At 47.4% G+C, this 18,151-nt stretch carries 16 protein-coding genes, 3 tRNA genes, 1 other RNA gene and 1 other annotated feature; of the genes, 14 read left to right on the top strand and 6 right to left on the bottom strand.

Annotation, left to right across the window (positions count from 1 at the left end; genetic code table 11):
* Positions 1-296: 296 nt before the first annotated feature.
* Positions 297-1,760: an IMP dehydrogenase gene (gene guaB / locus KNO65_RS15315; RefSeq protein WP_074035270.1), complete on the top strand. Its 1,464-nt coding sequence runs from the start codon at positions 297-299 to the stop codon at positions 1,758-1,760.
* Positions 1,761-1,800: 40 nt separating this feature from the next.
* Here guaB and KNO65_RS15320 read toward each other — a convergent pair whose 3' ends face one another.
* The 3 genes from KNO65_RS15320 to pdxR all read right to left on the bottom strand — a co-directional run bounded on the left by KNO65_RS15320 (position 1,801) and on the right by pdxR (position 7,384).
* A complete protein-coding gene (locus KNO65_RS15320) occupies positions 1,801-5,223 on the bottom strand; it encodes an alpha-amylase family glycosyl hydrolase (protein ID WP_214785156.1) in 3,423 nt (1,140 codons plus the stop codon).
* A 140-nt stretch (positions 5,224-5,363) separates the two neighbouring features.
* A complete protein-coding gene (locus KNO65_RS15325) occupies positions 5,364-5,984 on the bottom strand; it encodes a class A sortase (protein ID WP_214785158.1) in 621 nt (206 codons plus the stop codon).
* Positions 5,981-7,384 carry a MocR-like pyridoxine biosynthesis transcription factor PdxR gene (pdxR, locus tag KNO65_RS15330; RefSeq protein ID WP_159563186.1) on the bottom strand — a complete coding sequence of 468 codons (1,404 nt, stop codon included), beginning with the start codon at positions 7,382-7,384 and terminating at the stop codon, positions 5,981-5,983. The genes KNO65_RS15325 and pdxR overlap by 4 nt, the downstream gene beginning before the upstream one ends.
* A gap of 288 nt (positions 7,385-7,672) precedes the next feature.
* Between pdxR and pdxS the strand changes: the two genes are divergently transcribed.
* From pdxS to KNO65_RS15365, 7 genes are all read left to right on the top strand, one after another.
* A complete protein-coding gene (pdxS, locus tag KNO65_RS15335) occupies positions 7,673-8,563 on the top strand; it encodes a pyridoxal 5'-phosphate synthase lyase subunit PdxS (protein WP_012727762.1) in 891 nt (296 codons plus the stop codon).
* Position 8,564: 1 nt separating this feature from the next.
* Positions 8,565-9,143, top strand: coding sequence for a pyridoxal 5'-phosphate synthase glutaminase subunit PdxT (pdxT, locus tag KNO65_RS15340; RefSeq protein WP_214785160.1), 579 nt, complete (start codon positions 8,565-8,567; stop codon positions 9,141-9,143).
* Positions 9,144-9,228: 85 nt separating this feature from the next.
* Positions 9,229-10,476 (top strand): D-alanyl-D-alanine carboxypeptidase family protein, encoded by a 1,248-nt coding sequence (locus tag KNO65_RS15345; protein WP_214785162.1) that lies wholly within the window; start codon positions 9,229-9,231, stop codon positions 10,474-10,476.
* Positions 10,477-10,494: 18 nt separating this feature from the next.
* Positions 10,495-10,703: a binding site (T-box leader), on the top strand.
* A gap of 51 nt (positions 10,704-10,754) precedes the next feature.
* Complete coding sequence (gene serS / locus KNO65_RS15350; protein ID WP_214785165.1) at positions 10,755-12,038, top strand: serine--tRNA ligase; 1,284 nt, start codon at positions 10,755-10,757, stop codon at positions 12,036-12,038.
* 138 nt (positions 12,039-12,176) lie between these two features.
* Positions 12,177-12,267 (top strand) — tRNA-Ser (locus KNO65_RS15355).
* A gap of 37 nt (positions 12,268-12,304) precedes the next feature.
* A tRNA-Ser gene (locus KNO65_RS15360) sits at positions 12,305-12,395 on the top strand.
* A 29-nt stretch (positions 12,396-12,424) separates the two neighbouring features.
* A tRNA-Ser gene (locus KNO65_RS15365) sits at positions 12,425-12,514 on the top strand.
* Between the two features lie 120 nt (positions 12,515-12,634).
* Here KNO65_RS15365 and KNO65_RS15370 read toward each other — a convergent pair.
* A complete protein-coding gene (locus KNO65_RS15370) occupies positions 12,635-13,306 on the bottom strand; it encodes a deoxynucleoside kinase (RefSeq protein ID WP_074035276.1) in 672 nt (223 codons plus the stop codon).
* A complete protein-coding gene (locus KNO65_RS15375; RefSeq protein WP_012727757.1) occupies positions 13,303-13,938 on the bottom strand; it encodes a deoxynucleoside kinase in 636 nt (211 codons plus the stop codon). The genes KNO65_RS15370 and KNO65_RS15375 overlap by 4 nt, the downstream gene beginning before the upstream one ends.
* Before the next feature lie 121 nt (positions 13,939-14,059).
* Here KNO65_RS15375 and tadA point away from each other — a divergent pair, with 121 nt between their 5' ends.
* The 6 genes from tadA (at position 14,060) to KNO65_RS15405 (ending at position 17,827) form a co-directional block, all read left to right on the top strand.
* Positions 14,060-14,560 (top strand): tRNA adenosine(34) deaminase TadA, encoded by a 501-nt coding sequence (gene tadA / locus KNO65_RS15380; RefSeq protein WP_159563183.1) that lies wholly within the window; start codon positions 14,060-14,062, stop codon positions 14,558-14,560.
* Between the two features lie 53 nt (positions 14,561-14,613).
* An RNA gene (gene ffs / locus KNO65_RS15385) (signal recognition particle sRNA large type) lies at positions 14,614-14,881 on the top strand.
* 94 nt (positions 14,882-14,975) lie between these two features.
* Positions 14,976-16,652: a DNA polymerase III subunit gamma/tau gene (dnaX, locus tag KNO65_RS15390; RefSeq protein WP_031424060.1), complete on the top strand. Its 1,677-nt coding sequence runs from the start codon at positions 14,976-14,978 to the stop codon at positions 16,650-16,652.
* Positions 16,653-16,666: 14 nt separating this feature from the next.
* Positions 16,667-16,984, top strand: coding sequence for a YbaB/EbfC family nucleoid-associated protein (locus KNO65_RS15395; protein WP_012727754.1), 318 nt, complete (start codon positions 16,667-16,669; stop codon positions 16,982-16,984).
* 22 nt (positions 16,985-17,006) lie between these two features.
* Positions 17,007-17,606 carry a recombination mediator RecR gene (recR, locus tag KNO65_RS15400; protein WP_012727753.1) on the top strand — a complete coding sequence of 200 codons (600 nt, stop codon included), beginning with the start codon at positions 17,007-17,009 and terminating at the stop codon, positions 17,604-17,606.
* Complete coding sequence (locus KNO65_RS15405) at positions 17,603-17,827, top strand: YaaL family protein (RefSeq protein WP_214785167.1); 225 nt, start codon at positions 17,603-17,605, stop codon at positions 17,825-17,827. Before recR ends, KNO65_RS15405 begins: the two co-directional genes overlap by 4 nt.
* Before the next feature lie 144 nt (positions 17,828-17,971).
* Here KNO65_RS15405 and KNO65_RS15410 read toward each other — a convergent pair.
* Positions 17,972-18,151 (bottom strand): hypothetical protein (locus tag KNO65_RS15410; RefSeq protein ID WP_214785169.1); only part of this gene is annotated, 180 nt, incomplete at its 5' end.

The following is an 18,151-nucleotide window of genomic DNA, read 5'->3' on the forward strand; positions in this document are numbered from 1 at the left end:
GAAAGTAGTTGGGGGATCTCCCCCTGTGAGGATAGGACGTTGCCAGGCAACAACGCAGGACGACCGAGCATACGCTCGGTCGTTTTTTTACGTTCATAATGAAATCGAACTTCATATTCTGCTCGTTCACACGATGAAATTCCGAACAATTTTAATGTTATTTAAGTTAATGAACACAATTCTGAACTTTCTGAACATCGGGAATTGAATTGCACTTTTACGTTATACCTGTTACCATTACAGAAATATTTCGAAACAAAGATGTAGGTAGAACGAGAAAGGGGCCATCAATTTTTATGTGGGAAAATAAGTTTGCAAAAGAAGGTTTAACATTTGATGATGTATTACTCGTACCACGGTTTTCAAATGTTTTACCACGTGACGTTGATTTAAGCACGAAGCTCTGTGAAGGACTCGAATTAAATATTCCGATCATCAGTGCCGGTATGGATACCGTTACTGAAGCCCCAATGGCGATTGCTATGGCCCGTCAAGGTGGTTTAGGTGTCATTCACAAGAATATGTCGATGGAAATGCAGGCTGAGCACGTCGATCGCGTAAAGCGCTCAGAAAATGGTGTCATCACAAACCCGTTCTATTTAACTCCAGACCGTCAAGTATACGATGCAGAATACTTGATGAGTAAGTATCGTATTTCGGGCGTCCCAATCGTCAACTCAGAAGATGAACGTCAATTGATTGGTATTTTAACGAATCGTGATCTTCGCTTCATCAAAGACTATTCGACGGTAATCAAAGATGTCATGACGACAGAGAACCTCATCACAGCAAAAGTGGGTACATCGCTTGAAGAAGCCGAGCGTATCCTTCATCAACATCGCATCGAGAAACTTCCACTTGTCGATGAGAACGGTGTATTAAAAGGTCTCATTACGACGAAAGATATCGAAAAGGTCGAACAGTTCCCGAACGCAGCAAAAGATAAGCAAGGTCGTCTTCTTGTCGCAGCTGCAGTCGGTGTGACGAAAGACGCGGCTTCACGTGCTCAAGTGTTGGTTGAAGCAGGTGTGGATGCATTGGTTATCGATACGGCACACGGTCACTCAGCTGGCGTACTTGAAAAGGTTCGTGAGTTACGTGATATGTTCCCATCCCTTCCAATCATCGCAGGGAACGTGGCAACAGCAGAAGCGACGCGTGCATTGATTGAAGCAGGAGCATCCGTCATTAAAGTTGGGATTGGACCAGGCTCGATCTGTACGACACGTGTCGTCGCAGGTGTCGGTGTTCCGCAAATCACAGCAGTCTATGATTGCGTGATGGAAGCGAAAGAGCACGGTGTCTCAGTCATCGCTGACGGTGGAATTAAGTACTCTGGTGATATCGTCAAAGCCATCGCCGCTGGAGCCAATGCAGTCATGCTCGGAAGCTTGCTTGCGGGTGTGAAAGAGAGCCCAGGTGAAATGGAAATCTATCAAGGTCGTCAATTCAAGACATACCGTGGTATGGGATCAGAAGCATCGATGAAACGCGGAAGCCAAGATCGTTACTTCCAAGAAGCAGACAAAAAATTCGTTCCTGAAGGTATCGAAGGTCGCGTCGCGTATCGCGGTGAACTGGCTGACACGGTCTATCAATTGATCGGTGGTCTTCGTTCAGGTATGGGGTATTGCGGCGCTGCCGACATTCGTGCCCTTCGTGAAGATACACAGTTCATTCGTATGACAGGTGCTGGACTCCAAGAGAGCCACCCACACGATGTCAACATTACAAAAGAAGCACCAAACTATTCACGTTAATGAAAAAGCCGCCATCCTGTTCACTCAGGATGGCGGTTCTTTATTTGCGTTTCTCGACTAAAATGACGGTACCTCCCTGATCTTGAGCAGGAAGTGAGACGGTCACCTTCCCGTCTTTTTGAACAGTGTATGATTTGCCGCTATAGCGGTCAATCAAAATAGTCTTCGCCTTATACGACGTCTTAAATGAAACGGTTTGTGCTTTCTCTTTCGTGTTCAATCCGACGAGAACAGACTGTTTGCCGTAGGCCCGCTCAAAAATCGAGTAACCAGAATTGGCATTCACAGAGACGGATGATCGTGTTCCTTTACTGAATACGTGAGAATAGTCTGCACGGATATTCAATAGTTTTTGGTAATGCGTATGCATCGCTTTCCCTTCTCCTTTGACACGTGACCAGTCAAAGTCATAGCGGTTCTCATTGAACTCACCTTTATCCATATCCCCTGCATGTTTCCCAGATTGCCCGACTTCTTCTCCGTAATAGATGACCGGTTGACCTTTGGCCGTAATCTGAAGGGCGGCAGCGACCATTTGCTTACCTGTGTCTCCATCTGCGCGCGAGACGAGGAATCCATCTTCGTCGTGGCTACTTAAGAATTGTCCAAGCGTTGCTTCATTCGATAATTGGTTATTCCGATATTGGAGCGATTTTTCTACATCTTCAATGTTGCCGTTTACGAATCGCTCGGCCTGGTATTTAAAATCGAAGTCGAGCAAGGAATCCATTTGTCCACTCCGCAGATAACCGCCTGTATTGTTGATGCTGGCTCCATAGTGTTCGCCGATGAGTTTGAAATCTGGCTTGATTGTTGTCAGCTCATTTTTGAATGATTTCCACGTCGTTGAATCTACATGTTTGACCGTATCGACACGGAAATAGTCGATCGTATTTCCTTTTTTCGTTTTCGAACGTTTGATCCAATCCGTCTGCCATTTGACCAATTGCTCCCGCACGGCCGCTTCCTCGGTCTTGAAATCAGGAAGACCAGATAAGGACATTCTGAGGTCGTCCCCATCGACCGGATTCTCGCGAATCATGCCATCGAATACTTGTCGTTCTGCATCCGTCGGGAAATTCGTGACGGCTGAACTTGCACCTGGTTCCATGCCGTAGCCTGGATGGTTCAAGACGACATCGACCATAATTTTGATGCCACGCTTATGCGCCTCGTCAATCAATTTATGGAATGCGGCCATATCTCCAAGGTGTTCATCAAGTTTTTCAAAGTTTTTCGCCCAATATCCGTGATAGCCATATTGAGACCCATCTTTCCCGTAACGCAAATCCCAATCGATGTTATCCACAATCGGTGTAATCCAGATTGTATTGATGCCTAAGTCATCTAAATAATCGAGTTTTTTTGTGACACCCGCAAAGTCTCCACCATGGTACGATTCCAGATGGTCTTTATCATAGTACTCACGGTTCGGATTATCATTGGACACGTCCCCGTTATAGAAGCGGTCGGTTAGCATGAAGTAGATTCGTGCCTCATCCCAATCAAATGCTTGTTTCTCTTTCATCGATTTCGGAACGACACGGATGGTGGTCTTCGAACGATGGACATTTCCATACTGGTCGACGGCTGTGACAGAGAGCGTCTTGTTTCCTGGTTTGATCGTATCTTTCACCGCAATGGTTTGAGCATTCAATGCACGGTCGATGTGCAACTTAGCGGGTCCTCCGAGAGGTTGTGCATCGATATAGAGTTCACGAAGCGTCAATCCCTTCGGTAAGGTTGGTTTTACCCGTAGGACGGCATTTTCTCTGGAGTTAATCGCTTTTGGACTGACTGAAGAAGTGAGTTTGACGGTCGGTTGGCGATACTCGATTTGAGAAGCCTCAAAGTACGGATCCTTCACTTCAGTCGTCACCCCGTCTTTTGTGACGAGGTACGTGTAATCATGAACGCCTTCAGGCAAACGCACTGTGTGGCGGAACCATTCGTTTTCAGGCTCATACGTCATTGGATAAGTTTCATCATTGATTTTGAGTGCGACCTGTTCGATTTCATTCATTTTTCCGGATTCATAGAGTGCTACATCGCGGTAGAAGAAACTGATCCCGTCTGTACCGTACACTGGTCCGTTGACTGTCGGAACTTGATGGAACACACCTTTGCCGCTTTCGACGAGGACCTTCGTGACACGGTCTTCTCCGAGCGTGACGTATCTGTCTTCTCCGTATGCGTCCTTCACAGCCCAATCCGTTCCTTTTCGGATCACAAATCCGACTTTGGTGGCGTCTTGGCCAACGGGGATTCGGAAGATGGCCCCGTCCTCCGTGATGCGATACGGGTCAACTTGGCCGTCTTTTTTACCGGTGCTCCACGTCCACAAGTTCCAATCCGTATAATCTCCATCCGCGCGGACATACTTCATCTCGATATAACGAGTCGTTTCCCATGGATCGGCGAGCTTGGTTGCCGTTTTGAACGAAGTCGTCAAGGCAGGGAGTGACGTGTTGGAAATCGTCCCTGTCACCGCATCCGCTGGGATGGTCGCCGTATATGACGTGTCGAGTGCGAGTGCCTCTTTCGGCTGAAGTGTCACGGTCGAACCGTTCGTTGTCACGTCGACCGGGATTTTTGTCTCTCCTTGTTGAAGCGTGACTGCTTCAGTATCGAGACGGACAGGTTCGTTGAACGTCCATGTGATTGGGGTAGACACATCCACGTCGATCGAGGATGAAGCCGGGGTCACCGAAACGACCTCAAGCTGATCAATCGTCTCCACCCCATTTAACGTGAACGGGGCACTATATACGGATTGCGTCGACGGAGTAGCAGCGACGTTCCAGCTGTTCGCCAGTTGGTTGGCCGCGTTACTTGGAATCGTATCGAACGCACCATGCTCTCCTGCATTATTGCCGCTCAATACAGTCAAGGCACGAACTTGGTCTCCATTGTTTAGCCCGAGTAAGGATAATGGGATCTTTCCTTCGAATCCTTTCGTCCGGTCCACTGCGAAAGCCGCACCGTTCAATTGGTTCAATTGTAAGAGTGGGGTATCCTGTCCGGCCTTATAAAGGGCGGCCTCTTTGACTTTTTGATCGCCATCGACACGAACGAGAACATGATATTGAGGTGCCTTGTCGACGCCTGTAAAGTCGAATGGATATCCGAGTGGATTTTCAGAGACGCCAGAATCTTCATCGTTAATTTGAAGGGCGATGTTAATGTATTGTCCGTTGTCGCCCCAATTCGGGACATTGTTCGCATCTACATAAAAATAAAGATGTTGAGCATCGTTTTGTATGTATAAATCACCGACATCAAATCCTTGCCAACCCGTAGCCGGGGAAGTCGCAAGGGCTGGGATCGAGCTCCAGTCTGTTTTCAATCCATCCATCGTCATCATGGTCGGTTCGGCCAATGCGTTCATCGGGACACCGGCTTGAATGAGTAATGCTCCGGAAAGGATCAGCGTTGAAGCCTGACGAGCGGTTGTTTTTTTCATGAGGCACCTCTTCCTGTCAAATGGATTTGCACACTTTTATGCAAACGTTTTCAAGAATAGTTTATCGGAACTTGAAAGCGCTAACAATATGTTTTTGAAAAAATAATAAACCGCCTCTCCTATTCTGAAAGGAGAAGCGGTCAAGAGGATGAGGCGACAAGCTTCCCTTTTACAATCAGGCGCTCTGTCGTATCGAACGTACACGTGATTAACGTGATGGTTGGGGTTGAGGTGACATCTAATACATCGACGCGTTCAGGAGAGACGGTTTCAAGCGAAGTGACTACATACTCGTACGTTTGCGTTTCATCTTGAAGGTAGATCGTGGCACCGACCTCGATTTCATGGAGCGGTCCGAATAGGGCAGTTGCTCGTTGTAGGTAGTGGCCGGCGAGCGCGTAGTTCCCTTTGCCCATCTCTTGTTCAGGATGCATCGTTCCGGTGCCTACCGCGAGACTTTCATTGTCCAAGCCTTTCATGATGGGAAGTTTCAGTGAGACATCGGGAATTGAAATCACGCCGATTGTCGGCAAATTATGAAACCGATTGCGCGCTTGTAGGACGTCCGATACAGAGAGCGGACTGACGGCTTTAAAATTATAACTTGGATCAAATTCGCTCTCTTCTTGAAATTCCATCTGTTCCACCACGTATTCACTCGTCGAACTAACAATGGCATTTTTCCAAATCGGACTCGTCAAAAAGAGGATGCCGCTCCCAATGAGTAAAAGTCCGATGAGCCACCGGATACGTCGATTCATGACTTCCCTCCTTTTGAAACTTCCCACGCAAGCATCAACTGAACGATCACGTCAGGTAAAGTCGACTCAGACAAATGCGCAAACCCGAACAGAAATTGCTTGTGGGAGTCCGGATGCACGATACGATAGTCGTTCATGGATTTAATGGCGATTCCGGCGGATTCGGCGGACCGCTTCAATTCTTGCTCTGTTCGCTCGGTCGCGATGGTCAACACGACGTGCAATCCGGCACTTGCTCCGGTCACGGTGACGGTCGGTTCGAATGGTCGGAAGGCGGAGAGGACACTTTCTAACTTACGACGGTATATTTTTCGCATCCGGTTCAAATGCTTCTCAAAGTCACCGCTCGACATGAATAAGGCCAACGTCTGTTGTTCGAACCGGGGAACGCTACAGGTGAAATACTGGTGTCGTTCCCGGTAACGGTTTAACAAGGGTGTCGGTAAGACCATATAGCCGATGCGTAAGGATGGCATGAGAGATTTTGAAAACGTACTGATATAGATAACCCGTTCGTTCGGGTCCATGCTCTGCAGTGACGGAATCGGCTTGCCGCTATAGCGAAACTCGCTGTCGTAATCGTCTTCGATGATATACGTCTGATGGACGAGTGCCCAATTTAACAAACGTTGCCTTCGACTGACAGACAGGACGGTCCCTGTCGGAAATTGATGAGCAGGTGTGACATATAGTGCATCGATTGCATGACGCTCGAGCTCATTCACACAAACACCACTATCGTCTACGGGAATAGGAATCGATGTGCGTCCTTGTTGTTCGAACAACAATCGCGTGAGCGGATAACCAGGGTCTTCGATCCCGAAGATAGACGAGTCCGGTAATAGATTCAAGAGTTGTGGCAACAGCTGTTCCGTACCGGACCCGACGATGATCTGTTCTGGTGAGCACTGTACGCCACGGGAGTGATAAAGATATGTGGCGATTTCTTGGCGTAATTCTAGATCTCCTTGAACAGAACCTAACGCAAGTAATTCATGATTCACGTCATCGACGACATGTTTGATGTGTCGCTTCCATCGTTCAAACGGGAAGGCAGTCGTGTCGATTTGACTCGGGGAAACATCATAATCATATGTCTTTCGCTGAGGGGCTGGTGTGATGGTACTACTCGAGCGCCGGACGTACAGTTCCTCTTGAGGTAACACATAAAATCCTTTTCGAGGAATGGACTCGATGTATCCTTCGGCGAGTAACTGGGCATACGCGAACTCGACCGTGGTCTGCGAGACATCTAAAAATTGAGAGAGCTTACGCTTTGAAGGTAATTTGGTTCCTGTCTTTAACGTATCGTCGAGGATGGCATCCCGAATGTGTTTATACAATTGCTCGTAAAGCGGGATGGACGATTCTTGATCAAGCGATAAGGTAAGCATATCCATGGTGTGACGTTCCTTTCTTTACGAACCAAAAAAGAAGTAGAGCATAAACCCAAGAATAATGATGAAAGAGACAATCCCGGGTGTCCCGAATGAGGCACGATGACCCCCATCAAACGAATCGCGGTTTAACATACGTATTCCTCCTTTATACTTCAACAGGTTCGTGATAGATGAAATAGAGTCCTTTATTTAAAACTGACCACTTTAAATAATGAGAAACTGGCACTTTTAATATAGTCAATTCAACTTATACTAGCAAGTAGAACACGAATCAATGGAGGGATTTCAATGGAAAAGAGACAAGTAGGGACAGATAAAGTAAAACGTGGGATGGCTGAAATGCAAAAAGGCGGCGTCATCATGGACGTCATCAACGCTGAACAGGCGAAAATCGCTGAAGCTGCCGGTGCTGTGGCTGTCATGGCGCTCGAACGTGTACCATCAGATATCCGTAAAATGGGTGGCGTTGCCCGTATGGCTGACCCGACAATCATCGAAGACGTCATGGGGGCAGTATCTGTGCCGGTTATGGCAAAATGCCGGATCGGGCATATCGCTGAAGCACGTGTCCTCGAGTCGATGGGGGTCGACTTCATTGACGAGAGTGAAGTGTTGACACCAGCCGACGAAGAGTTCCACTTGTACAAGCGCGACTATACGGCGCCGTTCGTATGTGGAGCACGCGACCTCGGTGAAGCAGCCCGCCGTATCGGTGAAGGGGCAGCGATGATTCGTACAAAAGGGGAGCCGGGAACAGGGAACATCGTCGAAGCGGTTCGTCATATGCGTACAGTCCAAGCTCAAGTGAAACGTCTCTTGTCGATGAGCGTAGATGAGGTCATGACAGAGGCGCGCGACCTCGGTGCACCGTTTGAAGTATTGATGCAAATCCGTGAAGCGGGCCGTCTGCCGGTCGTAAACTTCGCAGCAGGTGGAATCGCGACACCAGCGGATGCTGCCTTGATGATGCACCTCGGGGCAGATGGAGTCTTTGTCGGATCTGGTATTTTCAAAGCGGAGAACCCAGAAAAATTTGCACGTGCCATTGTAGAAGCAACAACGTATCACGATGACTATGAGCGAATCGCACACTTGTCAAAAGGATTGGGTGAGGCGATGAAAGGACTCGACGTCCGCACACTCAAAGAAGAAGAACTCATGGCACCACGAGGCTGGTAAGATGGTAACGATTGGCGTATTAGGAATGCAAGGTGCGATTCGTGAGCATGTTCGCATGCTGGAAGCGCTCGGTGCTCGAACCGTTGTCGTTCGCTCGGTAGAAGACTTGGAGTCAATTGACGGACTCGTGTTACCAGGTGGAGAGAGCACGGCAATGCGTCGACTACTCGATCGTTATGGATTACTTGAACCACTTCGAGAGACGGAAACGTTACCAATGTTCGGCACATGTGCCGGCATGATTCTTCTCGCGAACGAAGTCGAAGGGTATGACGCCCACTTGAAGAAAATCCCGATGACAGTGAAACGCAATGCGTTCGGACGTCAGGTCGACAGTTTTGAAGTCGACCTTCCAGTGAAAGGACTCGATGAGCCAGTCGAAGCGGTCTTTATTCGTGCCCCACAAGTGGCACGTGTCGAACCGGAAGTAGATGTGCTCGCTGAAGTGGAGGAAGCGATTGTGGCGGTCCGTTACAATCAGTATCTGGCTTGCTCGTTCCATCCCGAATTGACGGATGACCTCTCGTTACATCGCTATTTTATCGAGATGGTCAAAGCGAATCAGAGTCAACATGTATAAGTTTGAGGGACCTCGCAAAAAGGGGGTCCTTCAAACTTATTTTTTGTTACACTGAACAAAGAAGCGTACAGAAAGGGGAAACGATGTGAAGGCCCGTTATTTCATCATATTGCTCACTGTCGTATTCGTCATACAGACCATGTTGCCATCGGCTGCCTCTGCGGCCGCTCCGAAAGTGGATGCAGCAAGCGCGATGCTTGTAGACGTGACGACAGGACAAGTTCTATTTGCCAAACAAGAAGATTCGATGCTTCAGCCGGCTTCAATCACGAAGCTGATGACTGCATTTTTGACGCGTGAGGCGATTCAGGCAGGGAAACTCAGTTGGACACAAGAAATCACACCGAGCGATGCTGCTTTGGCGTTGACGAGAAAGCCCGGGTTGGCACGAATCCCGCTGTTAAATAAACCATATACCGTCAAAGAATTATACGATGCCGCGTTGATTCGTTCAGCGAATGAAGCGGCCGTAACGCTCGGGGAGGCCGTATCCGGTTCGGAAGAGGCATTCGTCAAAGAGATGAATCGCCGGGCTGATGAATTAGGGATGACGCAAACGACGTTCGCGAACGCCTCAGGACTCGATTCTGAATCCGCTGGCCTACCGGGAGACAACTTGACGTCTGCTAAGGACTTGATGAAGCTCGCGATCGTGTATTTGACGACGTATCCGGAAGTGCTCGACGTGACGAAGCGGGCATACGTGGACGTCGACGGTGTTCGATTTGATGCGACGAATCGCATGCTCGCTAATCGTGACCTCGCTTATCCGGGAATGCTCGGCTTCAAGACAGGCACGACGAATGAGGCGGGATATTGTTTCATCGGCGTATCCACACGGGATGGGCGTACCGTTTTGTCGGTCGTCCTCGGTGCAACATCGGACGAGGGACGTTATGCAGCAACGAAAGCGCTACATGATTATGCTTATGCGGATTTCGTGATGACCCCAATCTTGCGGATGGGGGAGACAATCTCCAAGATGGCAACGGTCTCTCAAGGCGAGGAAGAGCAAGTCGCGGTCCGAACGACGAACGACTTTGAAGTATTAGTCGAAAAAGGAAAACCCGTACCGGAGCCCGAATATGATCTGCTTGATTTAGAGGCTCCGATTAAGGCTGACACACAGGCAGGCATGGTCACCATCGATTCTTCGGAGAACGTACGCTATTTAGAGGGAGAGGCTCCTCCTAAGATGGCACTTGTTACAGCGGAGTCGGTCGATACCGCCTCGTTCTTGACGAGAATAACGCGAGCTTTTTTGGATTTCCTCGATCAAATCCGCCTCGCACTTGGAAAAATCAGTCTTGTCGAACAAGTTGAGATGTTGTAAAGTAAGATTAATTCAATGACAGATGCGATGATGAGAATAAGTACGTTACGTACGTCTACTGACAGAGAGCTAGTGGTTGGTGCAAACTAGTGAGATGACGTGACCGAATCGGCCTCGGAGCATTGACTTGGAAACAAGTCACGTTCGCACACGTTACGTGCATCGAGTGGCTCAAACATTTGGGCAACGAGGGTGGCAACGCGGATCCAAGGTGGTTCGTCCCTTTCCTACGGGAAAGGGACGTGCCACCTTTTTTATATGAAAAAGGAGGAATAGCAATGTTAGACATTAAACGTTTGCGACAGGATTTTGAAGGGATTAAAGAAAAGTTAGCTCACCGGGGGGAAGACTTGAGTGCACTTGACCGCTTCCCACGACTAGAGGAGAAACGTCGTGACTTGATCAACGAAGTCGAAGTGAAGAAAGCGAAGCGCAACGAAGCGACAAAACAAATCGCTGAATTGAAGCGGAACAAAGAAGATGCCGAAGGTCCGATTTTAGAGACACGTCGCCTCGGCGATGAAATCAAACTGTTGGACGAAGAGTTACGCGAAGTTGAAGCAGAACTCAACTTGATTTTACTCAGCATCCCAAATATCCCGCACGAATCAACACCAATCGGCGAAACGGAAGACGACAACGTGACGATTCGCGAAATCGGGACAAAGCCTGAGTTTGATTTCGAGCCTAAGCAACATTGGGACGTGATGGAAGACCTTCAAATCGTCGATGTCGAGCGCGCTGGAAAAGTAACAGGTAGCCGCTTCGTCTTCTATAAAGGATTAGGCGCTCGCTTAGAACGTGCCCTCATCAACTTTATGATGGACCTTCATTCAGATGAGCATGGGTACGCTGAAGTGTTACCTCCTTATATGGTCAATCGAGATTCGATGACAGGAACGGGTCAGCTTCCTAAATTTGAAGAGGATGCATTTAAAGTAGCGGATACGAACTACTTCCTCGTTCCGACTGCTGAAGTACCGGTCACGAACATGCACCGTGAAGAAATTCTTCCGGAAACACAACTTCCAATCGCGTATACTGCATATAGTGCAAACTTCCGTTCTGAAGCTGGGTCAGCGGGACGTGACACGCGTGGGTTGATCCGTCAGCACCAATTCAATAAAGTCGAGCTCGTCCGCTTCGTAAAACCGGAAGAGTCTTATGAGCAATTGGAACTGTTGACAGGTCATGCTGAAGAAGTCTTAAAACGTCTAGGCCTTCCTTATCAAGTGCTCAGCATGTGTACGGCAGATCTCGGATTCACTGCCGCGAAAAAATACGATATTGAAGTATGGATGCCGGCACAAGGGGTCTATCGTGAAATCTCGTCTTGCTCAAACTTTGAAGATTTCCAAGCGCGTCGTGCGGGAATTCGTTTCCGTCGTGACGCCAATGCGAAACCTGAGTTTGTGCATACGTTGAACGGTTCAGGTTTGGCGGTCGGACGAACGGTCGCAGCGATTCTTGAAAATTATCAACAAGCGGATGGATCGGTCGTGATTCCAGAAGTTCTTCGTCCTTACATGGGTGGAAAAGAAAAGATTGAAATGCCGAACTAAACGCTTGAGCAGCCTCGATTTTGAGGCTGCTCAATTTTTTTAATGTTTTTTCACAAAAGGGTTTGACATCTGTCTCTTCAGTTGGTACTATAAATCATGTCGAGCGACACTGTTGCTCACGAATTGCATATGAGCTTTGGAGGTGTACCCAAGTGGTTTAAGGGAACGGTCTTGAAAACCGTCAGGGGTGTAACAGCCTGCGTGGGTTCGAATCCCACCACCTCCTCCATTTCTTTTTTGGAGGCTCACACAACTTTATATCTTTTGGAGGTGTACCCAAGTGGTTTAAGGGAACGGTCTTGAAAACCGTCAGGGGTGTAATAGCCTGCGTGGGTTCGAATCCCACCACCTCCTCCACTTTCTTTTTTTTACACTTTTTTAGGCCTGGAGTTGTACCCAAGTCCGGCTGAAGGGGACGGACTCGAAATCCGTTAGGAGTCGCAAGGCTCGCGTGGGTTCGAATCCCACCAACTCCGCTTTCAATCGGGCATCTGCAGAGGCAGATGCATTTTTTGTATCCACAGACATAAGCGCTGTGGATTTTTTTATGCACAAAAAGAAGGATTACGCTTTCGTTGGCGCAATCCTTCTATTGATTATCTCACTTTTGCTTCGCGTGCAATCGTGAGTTGCTTTTCAATTTTCTCAAGAATGAGTTCGACTGAATCTGGGTCGTTGATGAGGTCATACTCTTCGATCGAGAGACGCAATACCGGGCACAGGTTGAAGTTGTTGATCCATTCTGTGTAGCGGGTGTACATCTCTTCCCAATAAGCGATTGGTGTTTGCTGTTCCATCTCGCGACCGCGCATCTGAATGCGTTCGAGTACTTGTTCGAACGAACCTTCAAGATAGATTAATAGATCCGGGTGCGGGAAGAACGGTGTCAACACCATTGCCTCGAACAAACTAGAATACGTTTCGTAGTCTGTTGGTGACATCGTCCCTTTTTCATAGTGCATCTTGGCGAAGATGCCTGTATCTTCATAGATTGAACGATCTTGGATGAAGCCGCCACCGTATTGGAAGATTTTCTTCTGTTCTTTAAAACGTTCTGCCAAGAAGTAAATTTGAAGATGGAAGCTCCAACGTTCGAAATCATGATAGAATTTATCGAGGTAAGGGTTGGTATCTACTTTTTCGAGAGACGTTCGGAAATTCAATGCATCGGCTAACGAATTGGTGATCGTTGATTTCCCGATCCCGACCATTCCCCCGATTGTAATGATTGTATCGTTCGGGATGTTATATTTATCAATCAGCTTCATTTTATTTGGGCTCCTTTAGTTAATTCTAATTCACGCTCAATCGTTTTTAGGACATGAGTCAAGTCGTCCGGATTGTGTACAAAGTCGAGTTCATCCCCACTGAACGAGAGAATCTTCACTTCTGGATGGGCCGCGCGATACGATTCAACAAACGTCTCATAGTCGTGAGCAAGTTGTTCGAGGTAATCACGAGACATATTTTCTTCCACTTCACGTCCACGCAAGGCGACTCGTTTCATTAATGTCTCAATGCTGGCATGTAAGTAAATGACGACATCAGGTTTCGGCATATCATGTGTCAAAATCTTATAAATCTGCTCGTACTTGTTCAAATGTGCCGGTTTCAGCGAACGGTGAGCAAAAATCAAGTTTTTGAAAATATGATAGTCCGAAACGACGGATTGTTGCTGACTCAAGTGGTGTTTGTGAATATCATCCAACTGCTTGAATCGATTGCACAAGAAGAACATTTCCGTTTGGAAACTCCATTCTTCGATATCTTCATAAAACTTGCCGAGAAATGGGTTCTCTTCTACAATTTCATTCAGCATCTGCATCGAGAAATGCTGACTGATGATATGGGCCAGTGATGTTTTCCCGACACCAATCGGTCCTTCTACCGTTATAAACATATGATGTCATCCTCCATTATCCAAAGTGCAAGTTCCATTCTAGCACACAATACGAGCGATATGGCGAGGGATTTGATTTTCATTTTTTTTCATAGTTTTAAATAAGAAATGAGGTGAATCGATGGAACGTGATGAGCGATTTATGCAGTTGGCCATCGAAGAAGCGAAGAAAGCAGAAGCCATTGGCGAGGTGCCGATTGGTTGTGTAATCGTAAAGGGAGACCAGGTGATTGCAACTGGGCACAATCGTCGTGAGACAGATCGTCTGGCGGCAGCACACGCCGAAATGATTGCGATTGAAACGGCTAATGAAATGTTAGGGAATTGGCGATTAGAAGACTGCGAACTATACGTTACCCTTGAACCGTGTCCGATGTGTGCGGGCGCAATCGTGTTATCTCGCGTGAAACGTGTCATTTTCGGTGCCCACGACCCGAAAGGTGGATGTTGCGGGACATTGATGAACTTGGTGCAGGATGAGCGATTCAATCACCAAGCTGAAGTGACAGAAAATGTTTTAGCAGAAGAATGTGGACAGCTCCTGACAGATTTCTTCCGAGCGCTTCGGGAAAGGAAGAAACAAGACCGACTCAATCAGAGAGGTTGCAACCCAACCGATTAAACAGTATAATGTAATAGCACTCGAGATAGTGCCTAATTTCATTTACCCATTTGCCGTGCTAGGTGGGGAGGTAGCGGTGCCCTGTCACTCGCAATCCGCTGTAGCGAGACTGAATCCCGATTCGAGGGAGTGCGCTGGTGTGGTCTGCCTTATGTAAGTGGCGTTGACGTCTGAGTCCTGCGCAACGGTCACCCATGAACCAGGTCAGGTCCGGAAGGAAGCAGCCTTAAGTGGTGACGTACCGTGTGCCGCAGGGGTGCTTGGGCTGAGCAAACTGCATGAGTAACGCATGTTGACGTGCTTTCAGAAATCGGTGCGCGGCAGATTTATTTTATAACTTCAATCTATGGCCCCCGGGCTGTAGATTTTTTTGTATGATGAGATAGAGAAGAACAGTAGGGAAGGAGGCGAACTCATGGCGTATCAAGCGTTATATCGTGTATATAGACCTCAATCGTTTCAAGAGGTCGTCGGTCAAGTCCATATCACACGTACGATTCAAAATGCTCTGTTAGAGGAGCGGATGTCACATGCGTACCTATTTTCCGGCCCACGTGGAACGGGGAAGACGAGTTTGGCGAAAATCATCGCCAAGGCAATCAACTGTGAAAGTGCGCCGACACGTGAACCATGTAACACCTGTCCGACGTGTATCGCCATCACGGAAGGGACAAGTCCCGACGTGTTTGAAATTGATGCCGCATCGAACAACGGAGTTGACGAAATTCGGGAGATTCGAGACAAAGTCAAATATCCGCCGTCCCAAGGGCGTTACAAAGTATACATCATTGATGAAGTGCATATGTTATCGACCGGTGCATTCAACGCGTTGTTAAAGACGCTTGAGGAACCACCGGCACATGCGATATTCATCTTGGCTACAACAGAACCACATAAAATTCCGGCCACGATCATTTCCCGCTGTCAGCGATTCGATGTCAAACGACATGAAGTGAGTCAATTGCAAACGCGGATGGCCTATATTTTGAACGACCAAGACCATGACTACGATCCGGAAGCGTTGAAACTCATCGCACGTGCTGCCGATGGCGGGATGCGAGATGCCCTTAGCTTACTTGATCAGGCGCTCGCATTCAGTGATGGGCGGTTGACGGAAGAAGCGGTGTTAGAAGTCACGGGTGCCGTGACGGATGAAACGTTGCTCGACATGGCGTATGGTCTCCAGCGAAAAGAGTTAAATGCCATTTTGAGTACGCTTGAATTGATGTTACGTGAAGGGAAGGACTTGAAACGTTTCATCGAAGATTTAGTGTTCGTTCATCGGGATGCGTTACTCTTGAAAGCATCTCCACAAGCAGCTGACTTATTGGAACGTGCTCGTCCGACTGACGAGTTTCGTCAGTTCGTCGAAGCGACTTCAACGGATGAATTGTTCCAAGTGATTGAAGAGCTCAATGATTGCCAACAGCAGATGAGGTTATCTAACCATCCGAAAGTGTTGGTGGAGTTAACATTCATCCGGATCGCGGAACAAGGCCGTACAATTAGTGAGCAAATGACACAACTACAAGATCAAGTGCGTGAACTGAGCCGTGAATTAAATGAAGTGAAGAAGAATGGTGTTGTCGTGACAGGTGGAGAAGCAGAAAAGCCGAAGCCTGCTCCGAAACGGACACAAATCCGGGTGCCTAAAGAACGGATTCGCCAACTCTTGCAACGGGCCGAACGGCAGCATTTGAATGCGATTCGCGACAGCTGGGGAGATATCATGACGAATATTCGGATACAAGATGGTCCGATTTTCGCTCTCTTCTATGAAAGTGAAGCTGTCCTTTGTGCAAGTGACACCTTACTGGTACAATTTAAAGATGGAATGACATGGCACTATGAACAAGTGAGTTCAAATGGTCGTACGCGCGATGTGATTGAACAGGCGTTATTCGAAGTGACGGGGATTCGTCGCGAAATCATGGCGGTGCTTGAGACGGATTGGAATGAACTAAAAAATGAGTTCATCCTTCAAAAACAAGCAGAACGAACGGAACAAGTCGAAGAGCCGGAAACCGAGGATCCGCTAGTTGCGCAGGCGATGGAACGTTTTGGCGATGTCGTTGAAATCGAAGAAACATAAGGGAGGCGCTCTGAATGCGTGGAATGGGAAACATGAACAACATGATGAAACAGATGCAAAAGATGCAAAAAGATATGGCGAAAGCTCAAGAGGAATTAAAAGAGTTATCGGTTGAAGGAACAGCGGGAGGCGGCATGGTGAAAGTTGTCGTCAGCGGTCATAAAGAAGTTTTAGACGTCATTATTGCTGAAGACGTTGTCGATCCGGACGATGTGGATATGTTACAAGATCTCGTCTTAGCAGCAATCAATGATGCAATGAAACAAGCGGATCAGCTTGTGAATGATAAGATGGGACGTTTCACACAAGGGATGAACCTCCCAGGCTTTTAAGTGAAGAAAGGATCGATGCGAGTTGCAATACCCTGAAGCCATTGGACGATTGATTGAGAGTTTTACGAAGTTACCTGGGATTGGACCGAAAACTGCGGTACGTTTAGCATTCCATGTATTAGATATGGAAGAAGACGATGTGTTGACGTTCGCGAAATCTCTCGTGAGTGCGAAGCGTGACATAAAGTATTGTACCGTGTGTGGCCACATCACAGATATTGATCCGTGTGCAATCTGCAAAGACTCACATCGGGATGAAACGGTGGTTTGTGTGGTTCAAGACTCAAGAGACGTGATTGCTATGGAGAAGATGCGGGAATACAGAGGGAAGTATCATGTTCTTCATGGAGCCATTAGTCCAATGGAAGGGATTGGTCCAGAGGATATTAATGTTTCAAGTTTGCTGACACGTTTACAAGAGAACGAGTCGATTCAAGAAGTGATTTTAGCGACCAACCCGAACATTGAAGGGGAAGCGACTTCGATGTATTTATCGAGACTACTCAAACCGACGGGAATTCGCGTGACGCGTCTTGCCCATGGTTTACCAGTCGGTGGAGATTTGGAGTATGCGGATGAAGTGACATTATCTCGGGCGATGGAAGGTAGAAGAGAGCTATGAAATGGTTTCGTAAGTCGTTAAGAGATGATTATGATCAACGACTACTGACTGAGTTGCTAGAAGCTAAGGTTAAGTTTGAATCGAAACGTCGGATTCTTGAAGTCAGCATAGAGGACACGGGAGAGCTAGCTGCTCAAGTGAAGCAAGCGGAAGCTCTCTACTTCTTCTATTTGAAAGAAGCAAAGAAGCGAAATGTTTCGTTATCGTCTCTTCGTTCTTAAGGCGACGCCGATGGCGCGCCTTCTTTATTTTTAGTCCTATATAATGAAAGAAAAAAATCGTTTTGGTTGAACAAATGAAGTTTTTATATATTTCTCTAATCTTTTTAACAAAAAGGGTTGCGTGGTTATTATTTTACTGATATATTAATAGACGTCGCCGAGATAAGCGACGAAGAAAACAAAAAATATTTTTAAAAAGTGGTTGACCTTTTGTTCTCCACTTGGTAAGATATTTAAGTCGCCAAGAGCGGCAGACGAACTTTGAAAACTGAACGATGAGGCAAAAATAAGTTTTACAATTTTTGAATGAAGCGCAAGCTTCGT

Origin of the sequence: Exiguobacterium sp. S3 (genome assembly GCF_018617295.1) — a bacterium.
GTDB lineage: Bacteria > Bacillota > Bacilli > Exiguobacteriales > Exiguobacteriaceae > Exiguobacterium > Exiguobacterium profundum.

Excerpts from the sequence above, each read along its gene's own strand:
- tadA (WP_159563183.1), top strand. The coding sequence starts at position 14,060 with ATGGAACGTGATGAGCGATTTATGCAGTTGGCCATCGAAGAAGCGAAG.
- pdxS (WP_012727762.1), top strand. The coding sequence starts at position 7,673 with ATGGAAAAGAGACAAGTAGGGACAGATAAAGTAAAACGTGGGATGGCT.
- KNO65_RS15405 (WP_214785167.1), top strand. The coding sequence starts at position 17,603 with ATGAAATGGTTTCGTAAGTCGTTAAGAGATGATTATGATCAACGACTA.
- dnaX (WP_031424060.1), top strand. The coding sequence starts at position 14,976 with ATGGCGTATCAAGCGTTATATCGTGTATATAGACCTCAATCGTTTCAA.
- KNO65_RS15370 (WP_074035276.1), bottom strand. The coding sequence starts at position 13,306 with ATGAAGCTGATTGATAAATATAACATCCCGAACGATACAATCATTACA.
- serS (WP_214785165.1), top strand. The coding sequence starts at position 10,755 with ATGTTAGACATTAAACGTTTGCGACAGGATTTTGAAGGGATTAAAGAA.
- pdxR (WP_159563186.1), bottom strand. The coding sequence starts at position 7,384 with ATGGATATGCTTACCTTATCGCTTGATCAAGAATCGTCCATCCCGCTT.
- guaB (WP_074035270.1), top strand. The coding sequence starts at position 297 with ATGTGGGAAAATAAGTTTGCAAAAGAAGGTTTAACATTTGATGATGTA.
- KNO65_RS15325 (WP_214785158.1), bottom strand. The coding sequence starts at position 5,984 with ATGAATCGACGTATCCGGTGGCTCATCGGACTTTTACTCATTGGGAGC.
- KNO65_RS15320 (WP_214785156.1), bottom strand. The coding sequence starts at position 5,223 with ATGAAAAAAACAACCGCTCGTCAGGCTTCAACGCTGATCCTTTCCGGA.
- KNO65_RS15395 (WP_012727754.1), top strand. The coding sequence starts at position 16,667 with ATGCGTGGAATGGGAAACATGAACAACATGATGAAACAGATGCAAAAG.
- pdxT (WP_214785160.1), top strand. The coding sequence starts at position 8,565 with ATGGTAACGATTGGCGTATTAGGAATGCAAGGTGCGATTCGTGAGCAT.
- KNO65_RS15375 (WP_012727757.1), bottom strand. The coding sequence starts at position 13,938 with ATGTTTATAACGGTAGAAGGACCGATTGGTGTCGGGAAAACATCACTG.